We start from the raw sequence: 25,506 nt of genomic DNA, 5'->3' as shown, positions 1-25,506 counted from the left end.
TTTGTCGGCCTCGCCATCCGCCGAACACCCCCATCCCCCGTGGGCCACCCGGGCGGCCCCTCGGGGCCGCGACTCGAGCGCGCCAGCGCTCCAAAAAACACAGCGTCAAACCTGCCTGGGACTACTCAAACCCCGGGCGCCCCGCCCCACAAACCGCCCGGGGAGCACCAAACCCCCGCAGCTCTGCCCCAGAGACCACATAAAGAAAGGCCCGGCGCCTGACCGGCACCGGACCTCCCGACTAGTTCCCCAGCCTCACATCAAGCCAAAACATCGTGCCGAACGATCGTCTGGTCCCGCCCCGGCCCCACGCCGATGCACGAGATCCGAGCACCCGACAGCTCTTCCAGCCGAAGCACATACGCCTGCGCGTTGGCGGGCAGCTCCTCGAAGGTGCGCGCGTGGGAGATGTCTTCCCACCAACCCGGCAGCTCCTCGTAGATCGGCTTGGCGTGGTGGAACTCGGTCTGCGTAGTCGGCATCTGCTCGACCCGCTTGCCGTCGATCTCGTACGCCACGCAGATCGGCACCGTGTCCAGCCCGGACAGCACGTCCAGCTTGGTGAGGAAGTAGTCGGTGACGCCGTTGACGCGGGTGGCGTACCGGCTGATCACCGCGTCGAACCAACCACAGCGACGCGCACGACCGGTGGTGACACCGACCTCGCCACCGTTCTTGGCCAGGAACTCACCGAAGTTGTCGAACAGCTCGGTCGGGAACGGGCCGGAGCCGACACGGGTGGTGTAGCACTTGAGAATGCCGAGCACCGTGTCGATCTTGTTCGGTCCGATACCTGAACCCACCGCCGCGCCACCCGCGGTCGGGTTGGACGAGGTGACGAACGGATAGGTGCCGTGGTCGACGTCGAGCAGCGTGCCCTGCGAGCCTTCCAGCAGCACCGTGTCGCCACGCTCGAGCGCCAGGTTCAGCTCGAGCCGGGTGTCGGAGATGCGGTGCTTGAACGATTCGGCCTGCTCGAGCACCTCGTCCACCACCTGCTGCGTGTCGAGCGCGCGGCGGTTGTAGATCTTGACCAGCACCTGGTTCTTGAACTCCAGGGCGGCCTCGACCTTCTGGGTGAGGATCTTCTCGTCGAGCACGTCGGCGACACGGACGCCGACGCGGGCGACCTTGTCCTGGTAGCAGGGGCCGATACCGCGACCGGTGGTGCCGATCTTGCGGTTGCCGAGGAAGCGTTCGGTGACCTTATCGATGGCCACGTGATACGGCATGATCAGGTGCGCGTCAGCGGAGAGCAGCAGGCCGGAGGTGTCGACTCCGCGCTCTTCCAGACCGGCGAGCTCGTCGAGCAGCACGCCCGGGTCGACGACGACACCGTTACCGATGACGTTCTTGACGCCAGGGGTGAGGATGCCGGACGGAATCAGGTGCAGAGCGAACTTGTCGCCATTGGGGAGAACCACCGTGTGACCGGCGTTGTTGCCGCCCTGGTATCGGACCACCCACTGCAACCGCTCACCGAGCAGGTCTGTAGCTTTGCCCTTACCCTCGTCGCCCCATTGGGCACCGATGAGGACGATTGCCGGCATTTCGGAGTCTCCTACAGATCGACGGCAGCACACGCGGCGCTGCAGCTACCTGCCGTAGACGCTGGCGCGTCTATCACTGAGGCGGTGGCCGGAGGCACAGTCTAGCCGACGCCTGATCAGGTCCTGTCGACCTGCCCCGTCGCAGGCCTCCCGACCCCGGCCTACCGCACCTGCCCTGATCGGTTACGGTTACCAGTCGGCAGTGAGTTTGCTTGACCGAGGAGGGTGTACCGCAGTTTGAGTACCCACGTTCTCCGATGCGGTGATATGCCGGTCCCGATCGCGCTCTCCTCATTACCCAATACCCAGACCGGGCGGGTGCCCGATGTCGCGGTGATCGATGAACTGCTGCCGGTGCTGGCCGCCGACAGCCTGCCGCGCCTGATCGTGCTCGGCGCCGACGCCTCGCTCGCCGCCGTGCTCACCCATCTGATGCGCACCGAGCGGTTGCATGTCGAAGTCGGTTTCGTGCCGGTCGATACGACCTATGCCTCGCGGGTCTATCAGACCGGAACCGGTAACGGCGCCGCGAAACGAGCGGTGGAAGGCCGGGCGATCGAGACGCCGCTGATCCGCGACGACACCGGCACCGTGCTGGTCGGGCGCGCGAGCATCACCGGAGTCGACGGCGCCAAGCTCGAGGGCGAAGCCTATGTCGACGACACACTGCTGTTCACCGGCAAGGTCACCACGATGCTGATCTCGCCGACGATGACCATGCCCGGTGTCCGCGCACGCGTGCGCAAAGGCATGCGCAAGCGCACCTGGGTTTCCGGTCGCGCCGCCCAGCTCGGCACCCCGGGGGCCGTGGTCACCCGCGACGGGATCACCGCCGAACGCACCGTGCCCCGCTCGACCTTCTATCGATTCGAACAACCCTGGTTGCTGGTGCGATGACTTACTCCTTCCCCTCGGATCGGCGGACCGGGAACAGCGCGGTGCGGCCGAGCCCGGTTTTCCTGCTGATCGTGCTGGTCGCGGTGGGCGGCGGTGCACTCGCCTGGGACGCCGATATCGAGTCGGTGCGCGCCAAGGTCGGCGTGTTCCTGCTCGTGGTGTTCGGCTGGATCGTCAGTTTGTGCCTGCACGAGTTCTCCCACGCGTATGTGGCGTGGCGGGCGGGCGATCACGAGGTGGAGGTGCGTGGGTATCTCACGCTGAATCCGCTGAAATACAGCCACCCGGTGCTGTCGATCGGCCTGCCGCTGGTGTTCATAGCGCTCGGCGGGATCGGTTTGCCCGGTGGCGCGGTGTATGTGGACACGACGCGGTTCAAGACGAGTGTGCAACGCCTGGTGAGTGCGGTCGGACCCGCGTCGAACGCGCTGTGCGCGGTGGTGCTGCTGATCGTGATCCGGGCTTTCGGATCGGTCGCCGAGCATCCCGCGTTCTGGTGCGGGCTCAGTTTTCTGGCGTTTCTGCAGATCACGGCGTTTCTGCTGAACATTCTGCCGGTGCCGGGGCTGGACGGCTACGGGATCATCGAGCCGTCGCTGAGCTACCAGACGCGGCGATCGCTCGATCAGTTCAAGCCCTACGGCATGTTGATCCTGTTCGCTGTCATCTTCTTCACCCCGCTGAGTCAGGTGTTCTTCAACGGTGTTTACGCATTGTTCGAATTGTCGGGGGTACCTGAGGTGTGGGCCGCCTATGGTGGCCAGTTGACCCGTTTCTGGCGTTGATAGCCTCGGGTCAGACTCGACCCTGGAACGGAAATTGCGTATGAGCTCCACCGGATCGTCCGCTGTCCTGTCCGTCGTCATCCCGGCGCTCGACGAAGCAGCGGGCATCACCGCATGCCTCGAGCGTCTTGTCGGCCAGGACACGATCGACGAGATCGTCGTCGTCGACAACGGCAGCACCGACAACACCCGCGAGATCGTCGCCGAACTCGCCGCCCGACATCCCAAGATCGAATTGATCTCCGAGCCGCAGCCCGGCGTCGCGTTCGCTCGCAACACCGGTTTCGACAAGGCTCGCGGCGACTACCTCGGTCGCATCGACGCCGACACCCTCGTCTCCCCCGAGTGGGGCGCCACCGTGCGCGCCCACCTCGACTCCTACGCCGACACCATGGCGGTGACCGGCATCAGCACCTATCACGACTCCCCGATCGGCATCTTCCTCGCCGCCGCGATCGGCGGGCAGGAACGGCTCGGGATGATCAAGACCCAGCCCGTCGGCAATGTGCACGGTGCCAATATGGCGATCCGGCGCGCGGCGTGGGACCAGGTGCGTTCGGCCACCACCACCCGCCGTGACCTGCACGAAGACCTCGATCTGGCACTGTGCCTCTCGAAGGCGAAGCTGCGCATCGACCAGCTGCCGACGCTGCGGGCCGAGATCTCCGCGCGGCGGCGCAAGACCCCGCCCGACGTGTGGTGGAAGTACCAGCTGCGCGGCCTGCAGACCATCGCCAACCAGGGCTACAACATCGTGCCGTTCCATCGCGCGGTGATCACCGGCGCGTGGATCATGCACACCTCGCAGTGGCCGATCTACCGGGCGTGGGACTTCGACCGCAAGCGCTTCTCGCTGCGTTCCGGGCGCCCGCGCGTTTCTCCCGTCGGCGACTGAGTTACTCCTCCGGCGTCACATACGGATTGGGCACCGTGGGCGGGAGCAGCGCGATCGCCGAGATGCGCTGCATCCCACACACCACCATCAGATCCACCACGATCGAACGGATCTGCGCGAACACCACGTGTGCCGACAACCCCGCCCCGACAACGAGTTCGGGGCGGGCATCCTTGGCGACGCTGCGCAACGACTTGAGGGCCTCGGCCTGATCGGGTTGCTCGCCAGGGTCGGCAAGCATCACCTTGCGGACCACGTCGGTGGCGTGGCCCAGCTGGTCGACCAGGTCGATCAAGCGCGGATCGAGGACCTCGTCGTCGCGGACCAGGGTGAGCGAACGGCGAAGCAGCACACGGGCATTGCGGACGGCGTTGTCGAGCGGGTCGGCCGCGTTGTGGATGCGTTGCAGGCGTTTTCGGGAATTCCAGTACAGCGGCGATATCCGGCTGACCTCGCGGCCGCCTGCGAGTGCGTCGCGTAGGGCGTCGATCTGGGGCTGGGTGTCGCGCACCGCCGAGAGCGAGTCGGACACCTTCGTCGAGTCCTGTTCGAGCAGGCCGTCGGCGCAGGCGATCATCGATTTACTCATCACCGACAGCACGTCGGCGGCGTGTTCGCGGGCGCGGCGGACCGGGTGCAGCGGGATCAGCGCGACCATCAGCACACCGACGAGTCCGCCGATCAAGGCGTCGATCATGCGGTTGGGGCCCGCGCCGGGCGCCTGATTCAAGGTCGAGACCAGCACGGCCGAACCCGCCGCCTGGATCGTCATGAGCGCGCCGCTGCCGAGAAACACCGACACCGCCATCGCGCCGGCGACCACCAGGCCCACCTGCCAGACACCGGTCCCGACCTGGGCGATGAACAGGTCGCCGATCCCGATGCCGACCGCGACACCGACCACCAGCTCCACCGAGCGGCGCACTCGCGCACCGAACGAGATACCGATGGAGACCACCGCGGCGGTCGGCGCGAAGAACGGTTCGACGTGGTGGACGAGGTCGTGGGCGATGAACCAGGCCAGTGCGGCGCCGAGCGCGCACTGGATGATCGGGATGGTCGAGAGCCGCAAGCGTTCGATCGACGCCCGGTACCGGCCGACGGTCGTGACCTTGGCGGCCGCGACCACCGGAGTGGCGACGGCGACGAAAGGCTTGTGCTCGCTCACCTACGACTCGGACCCGACCACTGACTCAATCCAGGCCGAGTTCGTTCGCCGCGCGCGGGTCGCAGTCCTCGAGCAGGTCGAGGCAGCGCGCGTACTCCTCGGTTTCGCCGATCGTCTTCGCCGCGGCGGCCAGCGCGCCGACGCTGCGCAGGAAGCCCTGGTTGGGTTCGTGGCTCCACGGGACTGGGCCGAAACCCTTCCAGCCGTTGCGACGCAGCAGGTCGAGGCCGCGGTGGTAGCCGGTGCGGGCGAAGGCGTACGCGGCGACGGTGTCGTGGTTCACCTCGCCACCGGCGCGCTTCAGCGCGGCCTCTGCCAGCTGGGCCCATGCGATCGATGCGGCCGGGTACTGCGCGGCGACCTCGACGGGGTCGGTGCCCGCGGCAATGGCGTCTTCGGCGTCGATCAGTTCGGGAAGGAGGACCGGCTGCGGTCCGAGCAGGTCACCGAAGGAGGTCATGGGTTCATTGTGCACCGAGCGTCCGACAGGCGCCGACCCGCCCGCCGCAGCACTCACCCACGCGCCCCCGCGCCTTCGCGACAGCCATGCGCAACAGACTTGGGACCGCTTCGCGTCCGCGCCTATTAGGCTGAGCGCAGAGTGCAACGTTCGAGCCTGAGCGAGGGGTACAGAGGTGTCCGACCCGACCGACGAGAACAACCCGGCAGCAGAGTCTGCCGGTCCCGGCGCGCCCGGCCAGCGTGACGATTCGTCCGCGTCTCCTCCCGGCGCACCGGAGTCGGTCACCGAGCCGGACCGCGCGACGAGGCCGCCGGTGGGTGCGGATCAGACGGTGGTGATTCGGCGCGGGGATCTGCCGGGTCAGCCCGATGATGCCGCGCGGGCGCAGGACGCGCGTTCCGGTGGGACGCAGCCTCCCGCGGGGCAGGGCGGTCCTCAGCGCACAGGTGGTCCCGGTGGAGCTCAGGCCAGTGGATCTCCGCAAGGTGGACCTCGCGTACCGCCGGGCAACCCCGCCGGTGGACGGCCGGGCGGCAACGCACCCGTCGTGGGACCGGCGCGGCCGGGCAATGTGCCCGGTGGACAACAGCCTTCGGGTCCGGGGGCGCAGCAGTCATGGGGTCGGCCAGGGTTTACGCCCGGTGGGACGCGTCCCGGCGCGGGACAGCCGCCCGGTGCGCAACAACCTTCAGGTCGGCTGGGCAACGCGCCCGGTGCACAACAACATCCGGGTCAGGGTGGACCGCGATCCGGTGGTCCGGTCGGCGGGCCCGGTTCGCAACAGGGCGGCGGACCGCAAGCGGGACGTGGACCCGGTCCACAGCAAACCGGTGGTCCCCAAGCGGGGCACGGACCGAGCGGCCGACCCGGTCCACAGCAGCCGGGTGGACCGCAAGCAGGACGTGGACCAGGTCCGCAGCAAGTCGGTGGACCCCGCGCCGGGGAGAACACCGGTGCGCCCGGCGCTCGGCCGATCGGCGGACCAGGCAACGTGAGTGGTGGACCGCGGCCTGCGGGGCCGGGTGGTGCTCCGCGAGTGAGCGTGCCCGGTGTTGGATCGCCCGTCGGTCGGCAAGGAAACGCACCCGCGAGTCCGGGTGGGCAAGGTGCGGAACAGGATTCAGCTGGTGGCGGGTCGCCGTTGGCGGGGTTGTCGAAAGGGCTGCCCGGAGAGCAGGCAGATGCCTCGAGCTCGCGGCCTCGCGACGTACAGGGTCCCGACCTCGCCGGACCGGACGCAGCGACGACCGCGATGTCGATTCCTGGGCGGAATCCGGCGGCGGATCGTGGTTCGGCCGATGACCGAACGGTGAAGATCGTTGGTGCCCAGGCGAAGTCGGCACAGGCGGATGTGCCGACCGCTGGGATGGACAAGGCCGATCTCGCCGAAGCCTCGGATGCGAAGTCCGACAAGGCATCCGCGCCGAACGGCACGACCGCACGCGGCTCGGTTGCCGGCGCAGCGGTGGCAGGGGCCGCAGTCGCCGGTGCTGCTGCTGGCAGCGGAACCGACGAGTCGTCAGATCCGCGGAGCTCGAAGTCGACCGCCGATGGTGGCTCCGACACGCGCGTACAGGACGGTGACAGCCACACAAACGGCACGAAAGATAGTGCAGCCGAAGCTGATTCGAGTGCACCGACCGCCGCCGGCCCGAAGGGTGAACCGACTGCCGCTGTAGACGCGGGTTCCGAGGCCGACTCGGCCACGACCGCAAAGTCCGGCATCTCAGGGGCAGGGGCTTCCGGGTTCGGGGCCGCTGGGTCCGGGCTTGCTGCGGGTGACTCGCGGGGTGACAAACCGGTCGACGTCGACGCGACCGAGAAGTTCCAGACGGGTGGGCCGAAGACAGACGGTCCCGCTTCCGAGGACCAGACCGTGGCGATGCGCGTGGCGAGCGCGGCGGATGCGCCGACCACCGCCATGCCGGTGCAGCGGGCGAAGACCGCCGGTCCGGGCGGGACCGATCGCGTGGTGCCGCCTGCCGGTGGACGACCCGCGATGACCCCGCCGCCGAACACGCCGCGTGGTCCGGCCGGGCCGCGCCAGGCCGGGCAGCAAGGGCCTGCCGGGCCCGGACAGTTCGGGCCTGCCGGTCAGGGCCAGCCCCCCGTGGGTCCGGCCCAGCACGGGCCGTCAGGTCTTGGCCAGCACGGGCCGGCGGGCCCGGGTCAGCATGGGCAGGCGGGACCGGGTCAGCAAGGACCGGCGGCACGTAGTCAGCAAGGACCTGTCGGCCCCGGCCAGCACGGGCCGACGGGCCCCGGCCCACAAGACCCCCGTGGTGCAGGGCAGCAGGGCGTCGAGGAGACCCAGCCTTCGCCGCCACGCGGACCGGGTGCCCCGCAGCGCACGGGCGGCTCGGCACCTTCACCCGCGGACATTCAGCCGACGCGCCCCGCACAGCAGTTGGCGGAGGGGCAGCGGCAGGTGGCGCCGCCCCAGCGAATCGGGACGCCGGGTGAGGCTCCCACCGAACCCGGCGCGAAGCGGCCCAAGAAGTGGCTGCTGGCCGCCGGTGGTGCCGCGGTGCTCGTCGTTGCCCTGATCGCGACCGTGGTGGCGTTGATGGGCGGTGCGGACAATTCGCCAGAGGGACAGGTGAAGGCGGTGATCGGGGACTACACCGACGCGCTGCGCAGCGGTGACCTCGAGGACCTGCGGGCGAGCACCTGTGGCGAGCTGCACACGTTCTATCAGGGCATCACTCCCGAACAGTTCAAGGGCGTGCACGAGGTCTCGACCGAGCGCGGTTCCATTCCGGTGGTCGACAGCGTGGACGCGGTGCGGATCACCGGCGACACCGCGCTGGCCCAGGCCACGGTGTACACCTCGGCGGATCCGTCGAAGCGGACCGCGCGGACGTTCGACCTGCAGCGCACCGACGGTAGCTGGAAGGTGTGTGACCCGGCGGGTACTCCCTGATCGTGCGTCGACCCGTCGTAGCGGACACTTCTGACTGCTATGACGGGTCACACATAACTGGTGATCCAGATGGGTAAACAAGTAAAGTTTTCCGGATCATGAGCAGGGAACAGACAGTGGAGCAGCCGGACATCGAAGCTGTGGTCCCGGATGCGACGCTGGTTGGTCAGCGCTTCGGGTTCCGCGATCACTACGAAATCGGCCGCGAGAAGATCCGGGAATTCGCCAGGGCCGTGCAGAATCTGCACCCCGCCCACCAGCAGGAAGTCGACGCGCGCAAGCTCGGCTACGACGGGGTGATCGCCCCGCCGACCTTCGCCTCGGTGATCGGCATGACCGCCACCCGCGCCCTGCTCGACAGCGTGCTCACCGAGTACGACCTGTCGCAGGTGCTGCAGACCGACCAGGTCTTCGAGCTGTTCCACCCGATGCTGGCCGGCGACCGGATCAGCACCGAGATCGAGATCGAGTCGATCCGTCAGTTCGGCGACAACGACTTCATCAACGTCGGCTTCAAGCTGCGCAACCAGCACGGTCAGGTCGCCGTGCAGGGCACCACCACGATCGTGGCCCGCCGCGGCATCGAGGTCGACGCCAATATCGTCGAAGCCGTCGAGAACATCAGCATGCAGCCCCGACCCGACGTCGCCGCCGACACCGGCGACGTACTGATCCGCCGCACCGGCCCCGTCCCCGAGCCGCTCCCGCGCGAACCCGTCGCGGTCAACACCACCCCCGAATTCGACACCCTGGCAAAGGGAACCGAGCTCCCGACCGCCACCGCGCGCCTGACCCGCGGCGACCTGGCCAACTACGCGGGCGTCTCCGGCGACCCCAACCCGATCCACTTCAGCGACCGCGCCGCCGAACTGGCCGGGCTGCCCACAGTGGTGGCCCACGGCCTGCTCACCATGGGCCTGGCCGCGCAGTACCTGACCGATTGGCTGGGCGACCCGACTGCCATCGAGAAGCTGAGCGTCCGGTTCTCGGGGTTCGTTCCGGTTCCGCCCGCCGAAGCCGGCGTGATCGAGTTCTCCGGAAAGATCAAGTCGGTCGATCCCGGTCGGCGCGCGGCGACGGTGCTGTTGAGCGGAGTTTCCGAGGGCCGCAAGCTCTTCGGTCGAGCAGCGGCTGAGATCCGGCTGACGTAGCCCGGAGCAGCCTTACTTCACCGCGATGAACACCAAAACGGTTCCACCGATTCGGATGATGTCCCCATCGGCCAACAGGGCACCGCTGTCGATCGGCACCTCGTTGACGTAAACCCCGTTGGCGGAGTGCAGATCCTTGATCAGCAGACCGGCGCGGCTCGGCATGATGTGCGCGTGATACCGGCTGGCCTTCGGATCATCGAGGACCAGTTCGTTGTCGGTCATGCGGCCGATCCTGATGCCGCCGTGGGGAATCGGCAGCGTGCGGCCGTCGGCGAAACGCAGATTGCCGTTCCGGATCGACTGCGGCACCTCGGTGACGGTCTCGGTCATCGCCGCGGCCACCTGATCAGATCGCCTGGACGCCAGCACATTCAACGGCTCCTGCCGCAGAACCCGCTGCTCCAGCTCGATCAGGGCCGCGCCGGGATCGATTCCAAGTTCCTCGGCCAGCACCCCACGCACCCGCCGGCACGCCTCCAGAGCGTCCGCCTGCCGCCCGGACAGATACAGCGCGGTGATCAGCTGCCCCCACAGCGGCTCGCGCAGCGGATGCTCGTTGGTCATCGATACCAACTCGCCGATCACCGAAGACGCCCGACCGCAGGCGATCTCGGCGTCCACGCGGGCGGAGACGGCCAGTAGCCGCTCCTCGTTCATCGCGGTGGCGAAGCCGTCGGCGAACTGCAATCCGGCCAGGTCGGCCAGCGCCCGCCCGGTCCATTCACGCAGTGCCGCGCCGAAGAGGTTGGCGGCACCGGGGTGGTCGCCCACGTCGAGACACCGCGAACCCGCTTCTCGCGCGCTCTCGAACCGTCCGAGATCACAGGCGGTATCGGGGATTTCGAGCCGATACCCCGCGCCCTCGGTCCGCAACACCTGCGCCGAATCGATCCCCGCATTGCGCAGCGCTTTGCGAATGTTCGACACGAACACCTGCAGACTGGCGGCGTAGGAATCCGGTGGATCCTCGTTCCAGACCATCTCGGCAAGCACAGCAGAAGACACCGCGCGCCGCCTGTTGACGGTGAGCGCGGCAAGGAGAGCGCGCGGCTTGGGCCCGCCGACCGCTACCGGCTCACCGCCGACGAGCAATCGGACGGGCCCGAGCACACGGACATCAAGACTCATGAGCTCGGGCCCCGTTTGTTGGTGCGAAAATCAGGAACCGCTGACGGAGCGACCGGCCGACTTCAGGTCGTTGCAGGCCTCGGCCACGCGCTCGGCCATCGAGATCTCGGCCTTCTTGAGGTAGCTGCGCGGGTCGTAGACCTTCTTGTTGCCGACCTCACCGTCGATCTTCAGCACACCGTCGTAGTTGGCGAACATGTGACCGGCGATCGGGCGGCTGAAGGCGTACTGGGTGTCGGTGTCGACGTTCATCTTCACCACGCCGTAGCGCAGCGAGTCCTCGATCTCGGACTTCAGCGAGCCCGAGCCACCGTGGAAGACGAAGTCGAACGGCTGCGCGCCCTCGGCCAGGCCCAGCTTGGCGGCCGCGACGCGCTGGCCCTCGGCCAGCACCTCGGGCTTGAGCACCACGTTGCCCGGCTTGTACACACCGTGCACGTTGCCGAAGGTGGCCGCGAGCAGGTACTTGCCGTTCTCGCCACCGCCCAGCGCGTCGATGGTCTTCTCGAAGTCCTCGGGCGAGGTGTAGAGCTTGTCGTTGATCTCGGCCTCGACGCCGTCTTCCTCGCCGCCGACGACACCGATCTCGACCTCGAGAATGATGTTGGCCGACTGACAGGCCTTCAGCAGTTCCTTGGCGATCTCGAGGTTCTCGTCGATCGGGATGGCCGAGCCGTCCCACATGTGCGACTGGAACAGCGGGTTCAGGCCGTTGTTCACGCGCTCCTGCGAGATCGCGATCAGCGGACGCACGTAGGTGTCCAGCTTGTCCTTGGGGCAGTGATCGGTGTGCAGCGCGATCGTCACGTCGTAGCGCGCGGCGACGATGTGCGCGAACTCCGCCAGTGCCACCGCACCGGTGACCATGTCCTTCACACCGAGGCCGGAACCGAATTCGGCGCCACCGGTGGAGAACTGGATGATGCCGTCACTGCCCGCGTCGGCGAAGCCCTTGATGGCGGCGTTGATCGTCTCCGACGAAGTGCAGTTGATAGCCGGGAACGCGAACGAGTGCGCCTTGGCCCGGCCGAGCATCTCGGCGTAGACCTCCGGGGTCGCGATAGGCACAGCAGTGACCTCCGTCTTGTGGGGAGCAAAAACCAATTCTGTCAGGCCACACCCTAAATTAGGAAGGCGAACGTGAGATCACCCGGTGGGGCGAGGTTCACCCGCAGGGCACTCATGTCACAGATCGGACCGGTACTGTGGGGGCCGTGACTTTGCTGGCGGTATCCGATGCGGTGACGAGCAACCTTGCGTTGACCCAGTTGCTGGACCCGTTGTATCTACTCGAACAGACCTGGCTGTCCAAGGCGGTTATCCCCGCTATCCTGGCGATTGTCTTCATCGAGACCGGCCTGCTGTTCCCCTTGCTGCCTGGTGACTCGCTGCTGTTCACCGGCGGCATGCTGGCGGCGCGTGAGACCGGCCCGGAGATCTGGGTGCTCGTGCCATTGGTGATTATCACGGCCTTCGCCGGCGACCAGTGTGCGTATTGGATCGGCCGCAAGATCGGCCCGGCCATCTTCAAGAAGGAAGACAGCCGCTTCTTCAAGAAGCACTACGTCACCGAGACGCACGAGTTCTTCGAGAAGCACGGCCCCAAGACCATCATTCTGGCCAGGTTCGTGCCGATCGTGCGCACGTTCATGCCGGTGCTGGCCGGTGTGTCGCAGATGAGCTACCGCAAGTATGTGGCGTTCGACATCGTCGGCGCGGTGCTGTGGGGTGGCGGCGTCACGGTCATCGGCTACTTCCTCGGCAATGTGCCGTTCATTCGCGACCACGTCGAAGCGATCTTCCTGCTGATCGTGTTCGTCTCGATCCTGCCCGCGATCATCACGGTCGGTAAGAAGGTGCTCGAGCGCCGCAACGCACCCGCCGCGCCGGCGCAGAGCGGCGAGCTGGCTGCTTCGACGAACGAGACGCACTGATCCCTGTGACCGCAGTACCGTCCACCCTCGCTATGGGCAGCTTCGATCCGCTGATCTCGGCGGGCCCCGCTGTGGTCTGCACGGTGGTGCTCGTTTTCGTCTTTCTCGAATGCGCGTTCATCATCGGGCTGTTCCTGCCCGGTGATTCGATGCTGATCACCGCCGGTATCGTGCTGGCCTCGCACGCCAATGGCGAAGCGCAGGTCTGGGCGTTGTCGGTGGGCACGATGCTCGCGGCGATCGCGGGTAATCAAGTGGGTTATGTCGTCGGGGCGCGTACCGGGCATCGCGTGGTGGCGCGCAAGAACGGCCGCTACATCAACACCAAGAATCTGGCCAAGGTCACCGATCTGCTCGAACGGCACGGGTTCCTCGCGGTGCTGGTGGCCCGCTGGATTCCGTGGGTGCGCACGCTGTGCCCGATGGTGGCGGGCGCGGCCGGGATGGATCATCGGCGCTACACCGTCGCCAGCACGCTGGGCGCGATCATCTGGGCGCCGGTGCTGTTGCTGATCGGGTATTACGCGGGCGAGTTCCTGGAGCAGGTGCCGTGGCTCATGCCCGCCGTGATCGGCACGCTGATCGTCGGTCTGATCATCGGCACCATCCTCGGTATCCGGCACTACCGCCAGGAGATGGCGAAGCCGGTCGAGGATTACGACCTCGAGCCCAGCATCACGGCCGACGCCGAGCGCTGAGCTACAGCCCGGCCGCGCTGACCTGGTAGGCGGCTTCCATCAGCATCCAGCCGGACAGCTGCACGGATAGGTCGCGTTCGGGCACGGCCGAGGCCGTCACCGAACCGCCCGGGGTGAACTTGCCCGCGCCAGCGGTGCCTCCTGGGAGCCGGGCCGGTTTGCTCCAGTCGTGCCCGAACAGCGGCTCGCCTTCGACCTCTAGTCGATTGGCCCAGGCGGCGGTGGCCGAGGCTTTCACGATGGCCGCGGCGGTGCGCCGATCGGTTTCGGCCTGCTTGCCCTCGCCCGGCAACATCAGGGCGACCACCGCGAGATAACGCGCCAGCACCCCGTTGAACAGGCCACCGTCACCGCCGCCGCCACCATTGATCACCAGGCGGGTGGTCATGTGTTCTTCCACCGCGGCCAGCAGGGTGCTCACCCGTGCGATGTGACGTTCGTCGTCGTCGGTGTGCACAGCCAGCTCGGCTTCCAAGCCGAGGACGACACCCTGGCAGTAGCTGAACACGGGGCGTTCGATCTCACCGGAGGGTAGGTGGATACCGTCGAGGATCAGACCGGTTTCGGGGTCGCGGAGGGTCGCGTCGAGCCAGTCGGCCATCTCTCGCGCGCGCTCCACGCGACCCAGGCGTAAGAGCGCGATGCCCGCCGGGCCGTTGGCCGGGGCATTGAAGAAGTCCGACTTGATCCGCCACGGAATGCCGCCGCCGACCTCGGGTTCCCAGGCGCCGTAGAGCTTCTGTTCGAGGGCGAGGAGTCCACTGCGGGCCGAGGTGAGTTCCTGGGTGCGCTCGGCGCGTTCCAGGGCGATGGCCAGCCAGGCCATGTCGTCGTAGTAGCGGTTGGTCCAGCCGGTGATGTTGCGCAGCCGGATGCCGCGGGCGATCGCGCCGATGCGCCTGCGTCTGGCCGGGGTGGGGACGCGGTTGGCGGCGTCCACCGCCACGTCGAGCAGGTGGGCCTGCCACCAGTAGTGCCAGCCCGCGAAGGCCCGCTCACGGCGGGTCGCCGGCCAGCCGACAACACCCAATTCCGTTCCCGGACAACCCCACAGCATGCGCAGATGCCGCGAGACGATCGCGGACTCGGCCATATCGGCACGCTCGGACCACAGCGCCGGGGTGGGCACGGATCCGGCGCGATCAGAGGGCTGGGGGCGCCGGCCGCTGCGCGAGGTCATGGCTCCATGGTGCCAGGTGGTACCGACATTGGCGTGCCCATTCCGTTACCAAGCCGCGGACAGATCGGCGTGTTGACGGATCCAGGCGTGCATGGCGATGCCCGCGGCCACCCCGGCGTTGATGCTGCGGGTGGAGCCGAACTGGGCGATCGAAACAGTTAGCGCCGCTGCGTCTTTCGCGTCGTCGCTGACGCCGGGGCCCTCCTGGCCGAACAGCAGCAGGCAGTCGCGTGGCAGGTCGGCCGTTTCCAGTGGGACCGCGCCGGGCACATTGTCGACGGCAACCACCGTGAGTCCCTCGCGCGCGGCGAACTCCCGCAGTTCGGCGAGGTCGCTGTGGTGGACGAGGTGCTGGTAGCGGTCGGTGACCATCGCGCCGCGGCGGTTCCAGCGTCGCCTGCCGACGATGTGCACCGCCGCGGCGGCGAAGGCGTTCGCGGTGCGCACGACGGTGCCGATATTGGCGTCGTGGCCGAAGTTCTCGATGGCCACGTGGAAGGGGAACCGGCGGGCGTCGATGTCGGCGACGATCGCCTCGCGGGTCCAGTAGCGGTAGGCGTCGACGACATTGCGGCGGTCGCCCTCGGCCAGCAGGACGGGGTCATAGTGTGCGTCGCTGGGGACCGGGGTGTCGTGTTCCTGCTCCCACGGACCGAGGCCGTGCGGGTGCTCGCCCCACTCGGTCGGGCCCGCGACCTCTTGTTCGTTCACCCGGCAATGCTAGGTGGGGGCTCAGTAGGTCGAAGAATCGGCCGTCGTCGCCAGGAGGATCACGACACCGATCGTCAGCACGACGTACAGGCCGAGGACACAGGTCCCGACGATGCCCATGATGTAGCCGGCGTTGGCCTGCGAGCGGCCGCCGAACTGGCCGCCGGAGGCATCGATCTCGGCCACGACCTTGCGACCCTTCACCCAGGCGAACGGGGCGCAGAAGCCGCACAGGGCAAGACCGAGGATGCCGAGGATGAGGGCCGTGTTCGACTCGGGGTGCTCCGGCGGGCGCGCGTAATAGCCCTGGGGCGGATAGCTCATCGGCCAAGCGTAATCGCGGCGGCCATGGGGCGCTTACCCTGGAAGAACACCGACTTGCGGGTGGTGAGCGAGATGGATCATGAGCGGGTATTCCGGGCGCTGATCGGCGTCGTGGCCGGGTATCTGATCGCGCTCGCGGTGTGGCTGGGGTGGTTGGCACCGCACGCACCGCCGGGCACGGCGCCGTATCAGGTGATGATCATGGTCGGGCTGTTCGGCTCGGCGTGCGGGATCGCGATGACATGGGCTTCGATGCCGACGCGGGCGGATCGGCGGTTGCGCAAGTACGGGCTGGAGGGGTGGGCGCGGATCGACGGGGTGCATCCGTTGAGCCGGACCGATCATGCGAGTGAGCTGACCGAGTTCGATGTGGAGCTCACGGTGCCAGGGGCCGAGAGCTACCACGGGACGATCGTGGTGGACGTGATGCCGGTACACAAGCCGAGAATGGTTGTGGGAGAGACGGTTCCGATTCGCGTCGACCCGCAGGACCGGGATCGGATCATCCTGGTTCTTTGAGGTGTTCGACCGTCGGCACGGGCGCTGGTTCGAGCTCGGGATCGGGCGAGGGGAGGCCGACGATGGGACGGCCGCGGCGGAGGGTGCGCTGCCAGCGGAGGGGATCGAAGACGGCCGGGTCGGTCTCTTCGATGAAGGCGCGGATCAGTTTGACGAAGCGGTCGGGGTTGAAGTGGTGCGGGAAATGGCCTGCGCCCGCGAAGATCTCGATGCGACTGCCGGGAAAGGCTCGGTGGGCGCGAGCGGCGTGGCCCGACGGGATGACGGTGTCGCGGGTGCCGCCGATCACCAGCGTCGGGAGGTGGGCGGCGAGGTAGCCGCGGTCGAGCATGGTGATGGTCTGGCCGCGGCGGTCGGCGGCGGCGCGGATGGTGCGCAGGAAGGCGTTGCGGGCTCCCGGTTCGGCGAGGTGGCCGTAGAGGCGGAGCACGTATTCGGCGTCGGGACCGAGGCCGAGTCCCCCCGCCGCCGTCACCACCGGAATCGCGGCGCGCACGGCGGTGCGGACCGGCCAGCTGGTGATCGCCATCAGCGCGGGGCCCGCACCCGCCAGGGTCGCGAGCCGGAACGCGGGGTGCACGCCCGCGCCCATCCCCGCCGGGCAGACCAGCGCGATCCGCTCCACCTTCTCGGGAAACTGATAGGCGAACTGCATCGCGACCCCGCCGCCCAGCGAATGCCCGACCACGGTGATCCGCTCGATGCCGAGAATGCTGAGCAGGTCACGCATGCCGTTGGCATAAGCCGCCACGGCGTAATCGGCGCGCGGTTTGGCCGATTCACCATGACCGAGCAGGTCGGGCGCGATCACGGTGTAGTGCTCGGCGAGCGCGTCGAACACCGGCGCCCAAGTCCCCGAACTGTCGGTGATCCCATGGATCAGCAGCAGCGGCGGCCCGTTTCCCGCCATCCGGAACGCCCGGCGATACCCGTGCACCTCGATGAACTGCGATTCCCCGGTCATCCTGGAAGCGTGCGCGCGGGCTGTTGCATGACGACGACACCGAGGTAAGCGCCGTGTGACGGGGCGTGCTGGTCCGCCTCCCCGCGATTCATGGCCGGACGGAGGCGCGAAACAGGTAGTGCCGGCGTCTTGCGGTCTTGATCGGGTCGGGTTTGCTCGTGCCCGATGAGTTACCCATGTGCGAGCGAAATCAGTGGCTGCGGTCCCGAAGAGCGGCCGTGAGCAGGTATTGCGCGGCGACGTAGGTTGCCAGGATTACGCCTTCGGTGACCCTGCGGGTGCGGTCGTCGTCGGCGAAGAGGCGGCGCAGGACGATCAGGGCGTCGGAGACGGTGAACAGTAGGGCGCCGACACCGAGCCGACTACGGGGGTCCGAGTTCGGAATGTTCAGGCCCGCGATGTTCTTCGCGTCCGGCGCAAGGGCAGGATCCGATGCGAGGGTCGCGGCGGTGCCGAGGGTCGCGCCGTACGCGGTGAGCGGGATCGCGAGGCCGGGGGCCTTAGCGCGCAGCAGACCAGCCGCGCCCGCCCATGCCACCACCCTGGGCAGGGCGATCTCGGGACGGGGACGAGCGCCTCGTTTCCACCACAGCAGCGAGTAGCCGGTTTGCATTACCGCGAACGATGAAGCGCCCGCGATGAGGCGGCGGTCGTCGTCGGGGTCGAGCAGCAGCACGTCGCCGACGGTGGCCGCGGCCAGCGAGCCGAGCAGGATCCGGCGCTCGGCCGGATCCTGCTCGACACCGCCGGTCACCGCGTCGGCGGCGAGCAGCGGCATCAGCAGGGGCTTGGCGACCCATTGCAGGCGGTCACGGCCGGTGACGGCACCGAACACGGTGACCGCCCCCGCCGCCAGGTAAGCGGCGCGCAGCTTTCGCATGTCAGAAGCTCGGTTCCTTCGGGGCGGGCGGCAGGGTAACGACCTGGCCCGCGTAGCTCAGGCCCGCGCCGAAGCCGAGCAGCAGCGCGAGCTGACCGCCCTTCGCCTTGCCGGTGACCAGCATTTCCTCGATCGCCAGTGGCACCGAGGCGGCGGAGGTGTTGCCGGTGTTCTCGATGTCGTTGGCGATCGGCACACTCTCGGCAAGGCCGAGGTTCTTCTTCATCAGCTCGTTGATCCGGGCGTTGGCCTGGTGCGGGACGAACACCTCGATGTCGTCCTTGGCCACGCCGGAGGTCTCGAGTGCCGCCGAGAGCGCGCGCGGCAGAGTGACCGCGGCCCAGCGGAAGACCTTCGGGCCTTCCATGCGCAGCGACATCCGGCCGACGGCCTCGACCGAGGGATCGGTGCCCTGCAGGGCCTGCGCCTTGTTCATGTACTCCAGGAAATCGACGTCCTGGGCGATGGCTTCGGCGTTCTCGCCGTCGCTGCCCCAGACCGTCGGGGAGATGCCGTTGTCCTCGGCCGGACCGACGACCACAGCACCCGCGCCGTCACCGAAGATCATCGCGGTGCCGCGGTCGGTGGGGTCGAGGCCGACGGTCATCGTCTCGGCGCCGATCACCAGCACGTAGTCGAAGGAACCGGCGCGGATCAGGTCGGCGGCGACGCCGAGCCCGTAGCAGAAGCCACCGCAGCCGGAGGTGAGGTCGAAGGCCGCGACGCCGTTGAGCCCCAGGTCGAAGGCCACCGAGGGGGCGCCGTGCGGGGTCAGCTTCAGCCAGCTCGAAGTGCACAGGATGACCGCGCCGATCTTGGATCGATCGATCGGGGTGTTGTTCAGCGCACGCTCACCGGCGGCCGCGGCGATCGACCGGATCGTCTCGTCGCCACTGATCCAGCGCCGGTTGTGGATACCGGTGCGCTCGAAGATCCAGTCGGGCGTCGAGTCGAGGGTCTCGCACACTTCGGCGTTGGTGACGATGCGCTTCGGCCGGTAGGCACCGATCCCGAGCATCGCAACGTTGTCGCGACCTTTGTTAACTGCAATGCTCACCACAGGTGACTCACACGTCCTTCAGACTTTCCGGACAGACCACGTCGTCGTCCGGGTTCGGCGTTGTTCAGGCTAACCCAGGGCGAGATCGTCGAGGCCGAGGATGGATCGATATTCCAGCCCCTCCTCGGCGATCACCTGGTCAGCGCCGGTTTCCCGATCGACAACGGTGGCAACGCCGACCACGATCGCACCGGCATCGCGCAGCGCGCGCACCGCGGTGAGCGGCGAATTGCCGGTCGTGGTGGTGTCCTCGACGACGAGCACGCGCTTGCCGACGATGTTGGGGCCCTCGATCTGGCGCTGCATGCCGTGCGCCTTGGCCGCCTTGCGGACCACGAACGCGTCGATCGGGCGGCCCGGCGCGTGCATCACGGCCATCGCGACCGGGTCGGCGCCCATGGTGAGCCCACCGACGGCGTCGAAGTCCCAGTCGGCGACGAGTTCGCGCAGCAGCGAACCGATCAGCGGGGCGGCCTGGTGGTGCAGGGTCGCGCGACGCAGGTCGACGTAGTAGTCGGCTTCCTTGCCCGAGGACAGCGTCACCTTGCCGTGCACGACCGCGAGCTCGCGCACGAGGGCGGCCAGCTGGTCGCGATCGGCCTTCGTGAGCGCCTGACGTGCTTGGTCGATCATCTAAGTCATGTCCTTCCGCGTGCGTTGAAGAGTCCGCGATTCATGCGGGCCACCAGGGTGCGCGGGATGAAGCCCGCGACCGCGGTGAGCACCTTGTACTGCACGCCGGGCACGCTGATCACCCGGCCGGAGTCCAGATCCTGCAGGCACCCGTCGACGACCTGATCGACGTCGAGCCACAGGCGCTTGGGCAGCGAACTCATCTCGATGCCCGCGCGCTGGTGGAACTCGGTCTGCACGAATCCGGGGCACAGCGCTTGGATGCGGACACCGGTGCCCACTAATCCACCCGCCAAACCCTCCGTGAAGGATACGACGTAGGCCTTGGAGGCCGAGTAGGTCGACCCCCGTCCGGGGATCAACCCGGCCACACTCGCCACATTCACGATCGAACCCGTGCCCGCCGCGACCATCGGCGGCAGGGCCGCCCTGGTGAGCTGCAGGACCGCGGTGACGTTCACGTCGAGCTGGGCTTGCAGCTGCGCGGGCTCGAGCGTCCAGAACTCACCCGAATGCGCGAAACCCGCGTTGTTGAAGAGGAAGTCGATGCCGCTCGCGGCGCGCGCGGCGACGCGGGCACGGTCCTCGTCATCGGCCAGGTCGGCGACGAGGACCTCGGCGGAGGTGGCGAAACGGCGGGCCAGCTCGTCGGCGAGTCCACGCAGCCGTTCCTCGTTCCTGGCGACGAGAACCAGGTCGTAGCCGAGGGCGGCGAGGCGGTGGGCGAAGCCCTGCCCGATGCCGGACGTCGGTCCGGTGATCATGGCGACGGGGCGGTGTACGCCGGGAAGGCGCAGGGGACTAGCGGTCATCGCAGATCGATTCCGGTCGAGGAGGGTGCCGCGATGACTACCACGGCAGGTGGATCATTTCGGTACGGGACCCTGGTACGGACGGAAACCGGGGTGGAACGGTCCGCCCGGCCTGCCCGGTTCCGCGTCGTCGTGCGGTGGCTCGACGCGGGGACGCGGCTCGGGGACGACGGCCAGCGACGGGCGCTTGGGCTGTTCGCCGAGCGGGCGGCGTCCGGGTGCGGGCTGGTCTTCGAACTCGGGGTCGTCGAGATCGGGGTCGTAGTCGGCGGGCAGCGCCGGGGCGCGGCCGCCGATCGGGGCGCGATCCTCGCGGGACAGGCCGCCACGAGCGCCGTCGTCCTGGCGTGCGGCAGCACCGCGAGAGGCATAGCGCTCGTCGTCGTCGATGCCGCCCGCGGCACCACGTCTGTCGTAGGGCTCGTCGGTCTCGGGCTGGCGTGCCGCCGCGCCGCGGGCGGCGTAGGGCTCGTCGTCGGCATCGAGTTCGTCGGGACCGGGGAAGCGGGCGCGACCGCGCTCTTCGACGTCGGCGTATTCCGTCCGGCCCGAAGCGAATTCGCGATCGTCGTCTTCGTCGTCGTACTCGGGGCGGAAGCCGGGCGCGAGATTGGCACTCGACCTCGGCCGCGTGAATTCGTTGGGCTCGGCCACCGGGGGCAGCACGTGCAGCAGGCCCGACAGGCGGAGCACCACGTCGATCGCGGTCTCCCAGTCCTTGGATCCGCTGCCGACGGGAAGCATGCCGAGAGTCCAGTTGCCCTCGCTCCACAGCATCTGCACGGTGTCGGACAGCGACTCGATGAAGCCGACCATCCGCTGATCTACGGCGTGGCGCGCGATCTCCGGATCGGTGGCGAACACCACCCGGTCGCCGATGGCGCCGAGCAGTTCCAGATCATGGTCCTTCGGCGGCGCCGCGGTCTTGAGCCGCATATCGACATCGATCTCGGAGCCGATCTGGCGTCGCACGGCCACCAGCGTGGCCGCGTCCTCCAGGTCGAAGAGCACGAACTTCTCGCCCTTGCGAATGCCGGAGACCACGTCGACCGCCGAGAGGTAGCCGAGCTTGGCCAGCGCGCCACGACGCCACGTCGAGGCGAGCGCCGGCTCCACCGACACGTAGGTATAGCCCTGGGACTTCGCCCACACCTGTCTCGCGTGTCCGGTGCGCTGCCGCTGGACCCGATCGAAATACAGCAGAACTACCGCACCCACGAGTGCGATCGCTGCTAACCCGAACCACATAGCCGTCATCGTCGCCTAGCCTATCCAGCCGTCGCCGTGATTGCCCGGTAGCACCGGGGATTCGACGCGCGGGTCGCTCATCGGGGGCCGCCCGGCAACGCCGTACTGATAATGATCTTGGCGTGGATCGACCCGTCTGGGTTCTTGTCGCCCTGCACCATAACCATGTCGCCGACAGGAAGTTCGCTCGCCTTCGTGCTGGTCAGCGAGATCACCTGGGTGGCATCGTCGATCAGCACCCGCACATCGGATCCGCCGAGGGTGCTCATGGTGATCTCGGTGCCGGTATTGGCGGTGATACTGCCCATGGTGGCGCCGAGATCCTCGCCGCCACCCAGGCCGGGCAAGCCGGGGAGCCCGCTCGTGCTCGGCGGCACGCCCGGCGTGGTCTGTTTCAGTGTCGGCGGGACGACCAGCTGGGTGGTCGTCGGTGCCGAAGCCGTGTTGTCCTCGGAGTCGTTGCCGCTCAGCACGAGCCCGGCCAGCACCCCACCGACCGCGATCAGCGCCAGCACACCCAAGCCGAGCGCGATCCACAAACCGGTGTGGCGTTTGGGCGATTCTTGCTGGTCACCGTCCTGCGGACGCGGTGGATAACCGGGCGGCGGCGCGGCGGGATAGCCCTGGTCATAGCCGGGTGGCGGCGCCTGGTAACCCTGGCCGTAGCCGGGCGGCGCCTGCTGCGGCGGGGGTTGAGCTGCGGGATAGCCGCTTTCGTAGGCACCCCATTGCGCATCGTGCGGTGGCAACGCCTGCGTCGGGTTCGACGGTTGCCCCCACTCGTCGAACGAATCGCCTCCGTACGGCGTGGTCGAGTCGGTGCCCGGCGAACCCAGCCGTTCGGTCGGCGAATCCTCCGGGCGTTGCCCCCACGGATCGTTCGGGTTCGTCATGGGCTCCAGGGTAGGACAGCCCGGTGCGTTTGGGAGGTCCCTACGCACCGGGCTGTGGATAAATCACGGGCTGTGGATAACTTCGCGTTCGACGACGAGCTTGTCGGCGGCGTCGTCCACACTCACCTTCACGGTGTCACCGTCGGCGACCGAACCGGAGAGGAGTTCCTTGGCCAGACTGTCGCCGATGGCCTGCTGGATCAGCCTGCGCAGCGGTCGCGCGCCGTAGGCCGGGTCGTAGCCGCGCACGGCGAGCCACTGCTTGGCCTCGTCGGTGACGTCGAGGGTCAGCCTGCGCTGTGAGAGCCGTTTCTGCAGCTGACGCAGGTTGATGTCGACGATCGACTCCAGTTGCCCGGCATCGAGCGCGTGGAACATCACCACGTCGTCGAGCCGGTTGATGAACTCCGGCTTGAACGCGCGCCGCACCGCCTCCATCACCTGATCGCGGTCGCCACCGGCGCCGAGATTGGAGGTGAGGATGAGGATCGTGTTACGGAAGTCGACCGTGCGACCCTGGCTGTCGGTGAGCCTGCCTTCGTCGAGAACTTGCAACAAAATGTCGAAGACGTCCGGGTGCGCCTTCTCGATCTCGTCGAACAGCACCACCGAATACGGCCGCCTGCGCACCGCCTCGGTGAGCTGGCCGCCCTGGTCGTAGCCGACATATCCGGGCGGCGCGCCGACGAGCCGGGCCACCGAGTGCTTCTCGCTGTACTCACTCATGTCGATGCGCACCATGGCGCGTTCGTCGGCGAACAGGAAGTCGGCGAGAGACTTCGCCAGCTCCGTCTTGCCGACGCCGGTCGGGCCGACGAACAGGAACGAGCCCGTCGGCCGGTTCGGATCGGCGACACCGGCACGCGCCCTGCGCACCGCGTCGGAGACCGCCTGCACCGCCTCTTCCTGCCCGACAACGCGCCCCGCGACCTCGGTTTCCATCCGCAGCAGCTTGGCGGTCTCGCCTTCGAGCATCCGGCCGACCGGCACCCCGGTCCACGCCGAGACAACGTCGGCGATGTCGTCGGGAGTCACCTCCTCGTTGAGCATCACGTCACCGTCGGACGCTGCGGCGCTGGCCTTTTCGGCGTCGGCGAGCTCCTTCTCCAGGTCGGGAATGCGCTTGTAGCGCAGCTCGGCGACCTTGCCGAGGTCACCGTCACGTTCGGCCCGCTCGGACTCCCCGCGCAGCGCCTCCAACTGCTCCTTGAGCCCGCGCGCCGAATCGAGCGCGTTCTTCTCGTTCTGCCAGCGGGTGGTGAGCTGGCTGAGCTTCTCGCGGTCGTCGGCCAATTCCTGGCGCAGCTTCTCCAGCCGCTGCTTGGACGCGGCGTCGGTCTCCTTCTCCAGCGCCACCTCTTCGATCTCGAGGCGTCGCACCGCTCGCTCGATCTGATCGATCTCGACGGGGCGCGAGTCGATTTCCATCCGTAGGCGCGAAGCCGATTCGTCGATCAGGTCGATCGCCTTGTCTGGCAGGAACCGGGAGGTGATGTAGCGGTCCGACAGCGTCGCGGCCGCCACCAGCGCCGAATCGGTGATCCGCACGCCGTGGTGCACCTCGTAGCGTTCCTTGATGCCGCGCAGGATGCCGATGGTGTCGGCCACCGACGGCTCGCCGACCAGCACCTGCTGGAATCGCCGTTCGAGCGCCGCGTCTTTCTCGATGTACTTGCGGTACTCGTCGAGGGTGGTCGCGCCGACCAGGCGCAGCTCGCCGCGGGCCAGCAGCGGCTTGATCATGTTGCCCGCGTCCATCGCCGAGTCGCCGGTGCCGCCCGCGCCGACGATGGTGTGCAGCTCGTCGATGAAGGTGATGATCTCGCCCGCGCTGTTCTTGATGTCGTCGAGCACGGCCTTGAGCCGTTCCTCGAATTCACCCCGATACTTCGCGCCCGCCACCATCGCGCCGAGGTCGAGCGAGACAACCTTCTTGTTGCGCAACGACTCCGGCACATCGCCTTCGATGATGCGCCGGGCCAGACCTTCGACGATGGCGGTCTTGCCGACGCCGGGTTCGCCGATGAGCACCGGGTTGTTCTTGGTGCGCCTGCTCAGAACCTGCACCACGCGCCGGATCTCGGTGTCGCGCCCGATCACCGGGTCGAGTTTGCCCGCGCGGGCCAGGTCGGTGAGGTCTGTGGAGTACTTCTCGAGTGCCTGGTAGCTCGCTTCCGGATCGGCGCTGGTGACCCGGCCACTGCCGCCGCGGACAGCCGTGAACGCGTCGCGCAGGGCCTCCGGGGTGGCGCCGTGCTTACGCAGCAGCTGGGCGACGTCCGAGTCGCCTTCGGCCAACCCGACCAGCAGGTTTTCGGTGGAGACGAACTCGTCGCCGAGCTCGGTGGCGAGCCGCTGGGCAGCGGTCATCGCGGCGAGGACTTCACGGCCCAATTGTGGTGTGGTGGTGGCGCCGGTAGCACGCGGCAGGCGGTCGACGAGGGCACCCGCCTCACGTTCGACTGTCGCCGGATCGACCCCGATGGCCTTGAGTAACGGTGCGGCGATGCCATCGGTTTGATCCAGCAACGCCACCAGCAAGTGCGCCGGACGGATCTCCGGATTGCCCGCCGCCGCGGCGGCCTGAAGGGCGGCGTTGAATGCCGCCTGCGTCTTGGTGGTGGGATTGAACGAGTCCACGAATCTCCCTTGTGTGTGTCCGGTATCGACTTGTTCAACGCTCACAA

Annotated in this window: 25 protein-coding genes; 9 read left to right on the top strand and 16 right to left on the bottom strand. The window is 67.9% G+C overall.

What is annotated here, in order from left to right; genetic code table 11:
• Window positions 1-260: 260 nt before the first annotated feature.
• Entirely contained in the window at window positions 261-1,550 is a 1,290-nt protein-coding gene (locus tag ACFWPX_RS32480; protein ID WP_378922748.1) for an adenylosuccinate synthase, read from the bottom strand.
• A 267-nt stretch (window positions 1,551-1,817) separates the two neighbouring features.
• Here ACFWPX_RS32480 and ACFWPX_RS32475 point away from each other — a divergent pair, with 267 nt between their 5' ends.
• Genes ACFWPX_RS32475 through ACFWPX_RS32465 form a run of 3 tightly spaced genes read left to right on the top strand, consistent with a single transcriptional unit; the run spans window position 1,818 to window position 4,127 of the window.
• Window positions 1,818-2,447 carry a hypothetical protein gene (locus ACFWPX_RS32475; protein ID WP_378922746.1) on the top strand — a complete coding sequence of 210 codons (630 nt, stop codon included), beginning with the start codon at window positions 1,818-1,820 and terminating at the stop codon, window positions 2,445-2,447.
• The gene (locus tag ACFWPX_RS32470; RefSeq protein WP_378922744.1) at window positions 2,444-3,232 is read left to right on the top strand and encodes a site-2 protease family protein; all 789 of its coding nucleotides are present in this window, start codon (window positions 2,444-2,446) and stop codon (window positions 3,230-3,232) included. Before ACFWPX_RS32475 ends, ACFWPX_RS32470 begins: the two co-directional genes overlap by 4 nt.
• 40 nt (window positions 3,233-3,272) lie before the next feature.
• Window positions 3,273-4,127 carry a glycosyltransferase family 2 protein gene (locus ACFWPX_RS32465; protein ID WP_378922742.1) on the top strand — a complete coding sequence of 285 codons (855 nt, stop codon included), beginning with the start codon at window positions 3,273-3,275 and terminating at the stop codon, window positions 4,125-4,127.
• A gap of 1 nt (window position 4,128) precedes the next feature.
• Here the strand turns inward: ACFWPX_RS32465 and ACFWPX_RS32460 are convergent, their stop codons facing one another.
• Window positions 4,129-5,256, bottom strand: coding sequence for an aromatic acid exporter family protein (locus ACFWPX_RS32460; RefSeq protein ID WP_378922755.1), 1,128 nt, complete (start codon window positions 5,254-5,256; stop codon window positions 4,129-4,131).
• A 64-nt stretch (window positions 5,257-5,320) separates the two neighbouring features.
• On the bottom strand, window positions 5,321-5,755 hold the full coding sequence (locus tag ACFWPX_RS32455; RefSeq protein ID WP_378922740.1) for a DUF3151 domain-containing protein: 435 nt from the start codon (window positions 5,753-5,755) through the stop codon (window positions 5,321-5,323).
• Window positions 5,756-6,432: 677 nt separating this feature from the next.
• On the opposite strand from ACFWPX_RS32455, the gene ACFWPX_RS32450 reads away from it, so the two are divergent.
• The 3 genes from ACFWPX_RS32450 to ACFWPX_RS32440 all read left to right on the top strand — a co-directional run bounded on the left by ACFWPX_RS32450 (window position 6,433) and on the right by ACFWPX_RS32440 (window position 9,832).
• Window positions 6,433-6,753, top strand: coding sequence for a hypothetical protein (locus tag ACFWPX_RS32450; RefSeq protein ID WP_378931868.1), 321 nt, complete (start codon window positions 6,433-6,435; stop codon window positions 6,751-6,753).
• Window positions 6,754-7,067: 314 nt separating this feature from the next.
• Window positions 7,068-8,681 carry a hypothetical protein gene (locus ACFWPX_RS32445; RefSeq protein WP_378931865.1) on the top strand — a complete coding sequence of 538 codons (1,614 nt, stop codon included), beginning with the start codon at window positions 7,068-7,070 and terminating at the stop codon, window positions 8,679-8,681.
• Window positions 8,682-8,779: 98 nt separating this feature from the next.
• Window positions 8,780-9,832, top strand: a complete 1,053-nt coding sequence (locus tag ACFWPX_RS32440) for a fused (3R)-hydroxyacyl-ACP dehydratase subunits HadA/HadB (RefSeq protein WP_378931862.1) — start codon at window positions 8,780-8,782, stop codon at window positions 9,830-9,832.
• Window positions 9,833-9,844: 12 nt separating this feature from the next.
• On the opposite strand, the gene ACFWPX_RS32435 is transcribed toward ACFWPX_RS32440, so the two are convergent.
• Together ACFWPX_RS32435 and fbaA are read right to left on the bottom strand one after the other, a co-directional pair.
• Complete coding sequence (locus ACFWPX_RS32435; RefSeq protein ID WP_378922732.1) at window positions 9,845-10,963, bottom strand: BTAD domain-containing putative transcriptional regulator; 1,119 nt, start codon at window positions 10,961-10,963, stop codon at window positions 9,845-9,847.
• Between the two features lie 30 nt (window positions 10,964-10,993).
• On the bottom strand, window positions 10,994-12,031 hold the full coding sequence (gene fbaA / locus ACFWPX_RS32430; protein WP_378931859.1) for a class II fructose-bisphosphate aldolase: 1,038 nt from the start codon (window positions 12,029-12,031) through the stop codon (window positions 10,994-10,996).
• Window positions 12,032-12,177: 146 nt separating this feature from the next.
• On the opposite strand from fbaA, the gene ACFWPX_RS32425 reads away from it, so the two are divergent.
• Entirely contained in the window at window positions 12,178-12,897 is a 720-nt protein-coding gene (locus ACFWPX_RS32425) for a DedA family protein (RefSeq protein WP_378931857.1), read from the top strand.
• 32 nt (window positions 12,898-12,929) lie between these two features.
• Complete coding sequence (locus ACFWPX_RS32420) at window positions 12,930-13,595, top strand: DedA family protein (RefSeq protein WP_378922754.1); 666 nt, start codon at window positions 12,930-12,932, stop codon at window positions 13,593-13,595.
• Between the two features lies 1 nt (window position 13,596).
• Here ACFWPX_RS32420 and ACFWPX_RS32415 read toward each other — a convergent pair whose 3' ends face one another.
• The 3 genes from ACFWPX_RS32415 to ACFWPX_RS32405 form a co-directional block, all read right to left on the bottom strand.
• A complete protein-coding gene (locus ACFWPX_RS32415) occupies window positions 13,597-14,688 on the bottom strand; it encodes a glycoside hydrolase family 76 protein (RefSeq protein WP_378931889.1) in 1,092 nt (363 codons plus the stop codon).
• A 132-nt stretch (window positions 14,689-14,820) separates the two neighbouring features.
• Window positions 14,821-15,486 (bottom strand): TrmH family RNA methyltransferase, encoded by a 666-nt coding sequence (locus ACFWPX_RS32410; RefSeq protein ID WP_378931855.1) that lies wholly within the window; start codon window positions 15,484-15,486, stop codon window positions 14,821-14,823.
• Window positions 15,487-15,507: 21 nt separating this feature from the next.
• Complete coding sequence (locus ACFWPX_RS32405) at window positions 15,508-15,810, bottom strand: DUF4190 domain-containing protein (RefSeq protein WP_378922724.1); 303 nt, start codon at window positions 15,808-15,810, stop codon at window positions 15,508-15,510.
• Window positions 15,811-15,882: 72 nt separating this feature from the next.
• Here ACFWPX_RS32405 and ACFWPX_RS32400 point away from each other — a divergent pair, with 72 nt between their 5' ends.
• Entirely contained in the window at window positions 15,883-16,329 is a 447-nt protein-coding gene (locus tag ACFWPX_RS32400) for a hypothetical protein (RefSeq protein WP_378931887.1), read from the top strand.
• Here the strand turns inward: ACFWPX_RS32400 and ACFWPX_RS32395 are convergent.
• The 8 genes from ACFWPX_RS32395 to clpB form a co-directional block, all read right to left on the bottom strand.
• Window positions 16,313-17,293, bottom strand: a complete 981-nt coding sequence (locus ACFWPX_RS32395; RefSeq protein ID WP_378931853.1) for an alpha/beta hydrolase — start codon at window positions 17,291-17,293, stop codon at window positions 16,313-16,315. The genes ACFWPX_RS32400 and ACFWPX_RS32395 overlap by 17 nt on opposite strands.
• 190 nt (window positions 17,294-17,483) lie before the next feature.
• Complete coding sequence (locus tag ACFWPX_RS32390; protein ID WP_378931851.1) at window positions 17,484-18,173, bottom strand: lysoplasmalogenase; 690 nt, start codon at window positions 18,171-18,173, stop codon at window positions 17,484-17,486.
• 1 nt (window position 18,174) lies between these two features.
• Entirely contained in the window at window positions 18,175-19,233 is a 1,059-nt protein-coding gene (locus tag ACFWPX_RS32385; protein WP_378922718.1) for a beta-ketoacyl-ACP synthase III, read from the bottom strand.
• A 69-nt stretch (window positions 19,234-19,302) separates the two neighbouring features.
• Complete coding sequence (gene pyrE, locus ACFWPX_RS32380; RefSeq protein ID WP_378764439.1) at window positions 19,303-19,866, bottom strand: orotate phosphoribosyltransferase; 564 nt, start codon at window positions 19,864-19,866, stop codon at window positions 19,303-19,305.
• A gap of 5 nt (window positions 19,867-19,871) precedes the next feature.
• The gene (locus ACFWPX_RS32375; protein ID WP_378931849.1) at window positions 19,872-20,678 is read right to left on the bottom strand and encodes an SDR family NAD(P)-dependent oxidoreductase; all 807 of its coding nucleotides are present in this window, start codon (window positions 20,676-20,678) and stop codon (window positions 19,872-19,874) included.
• Window positions 20,679-20,732: 54 nt separating this feature from the next.
• Window positions 20,733-21,935, bottom strand: a complete 1,203-nt coding sequence (locus ACFWPX_RS32370) for a hypothetical protein (RefSeq protein WP_378931846.1) — start codon at window positions 21,933-21,935, stop codon at window positions 20,733-20,735.
• A gap of 68 nt (window positions 21,936-22,003) precedes the next feature.
• Window positions 22,004-22,819 (bottom strand): DUF5666 domain-containing protein, encoded by an 816-nt coding sequence (locus ACFWPX_RS32365; protein ID WP_378931844.1) that lies wholly within the window; start codon window positions 22,817-22,819, stop codon window positions 22,004-22,006.
• Between the two features lie 63 nt (window positions 22,820-22,882).
• Window positions 22,883-25,459, bottom strand: a complete 2,577-nt coding sequence (clpB, locus tag ACFWPX_RS32360) for an ATP-dependent chaperone ClpB (RefSeq protein WP_378931841.1) — start codon at window positions 25,457-25,459, stop codon at window positions 22,883-22,885.
• Window positions 25,460-25,506: the final 47 nt, after the last annotated feature.

The sequence above is a fragment of the Nocardia sp. NPDC058518 genome (assembly GCF_042719655.1).
Lineage (GTDB): Bacteria > Actinomycetota > Actinomycetes > Mycobacteriales > Mycobacteriaceae > Nocardia.
This window is presented reverse-complemented; position numbering and strand designations above follow the sequence as displayed.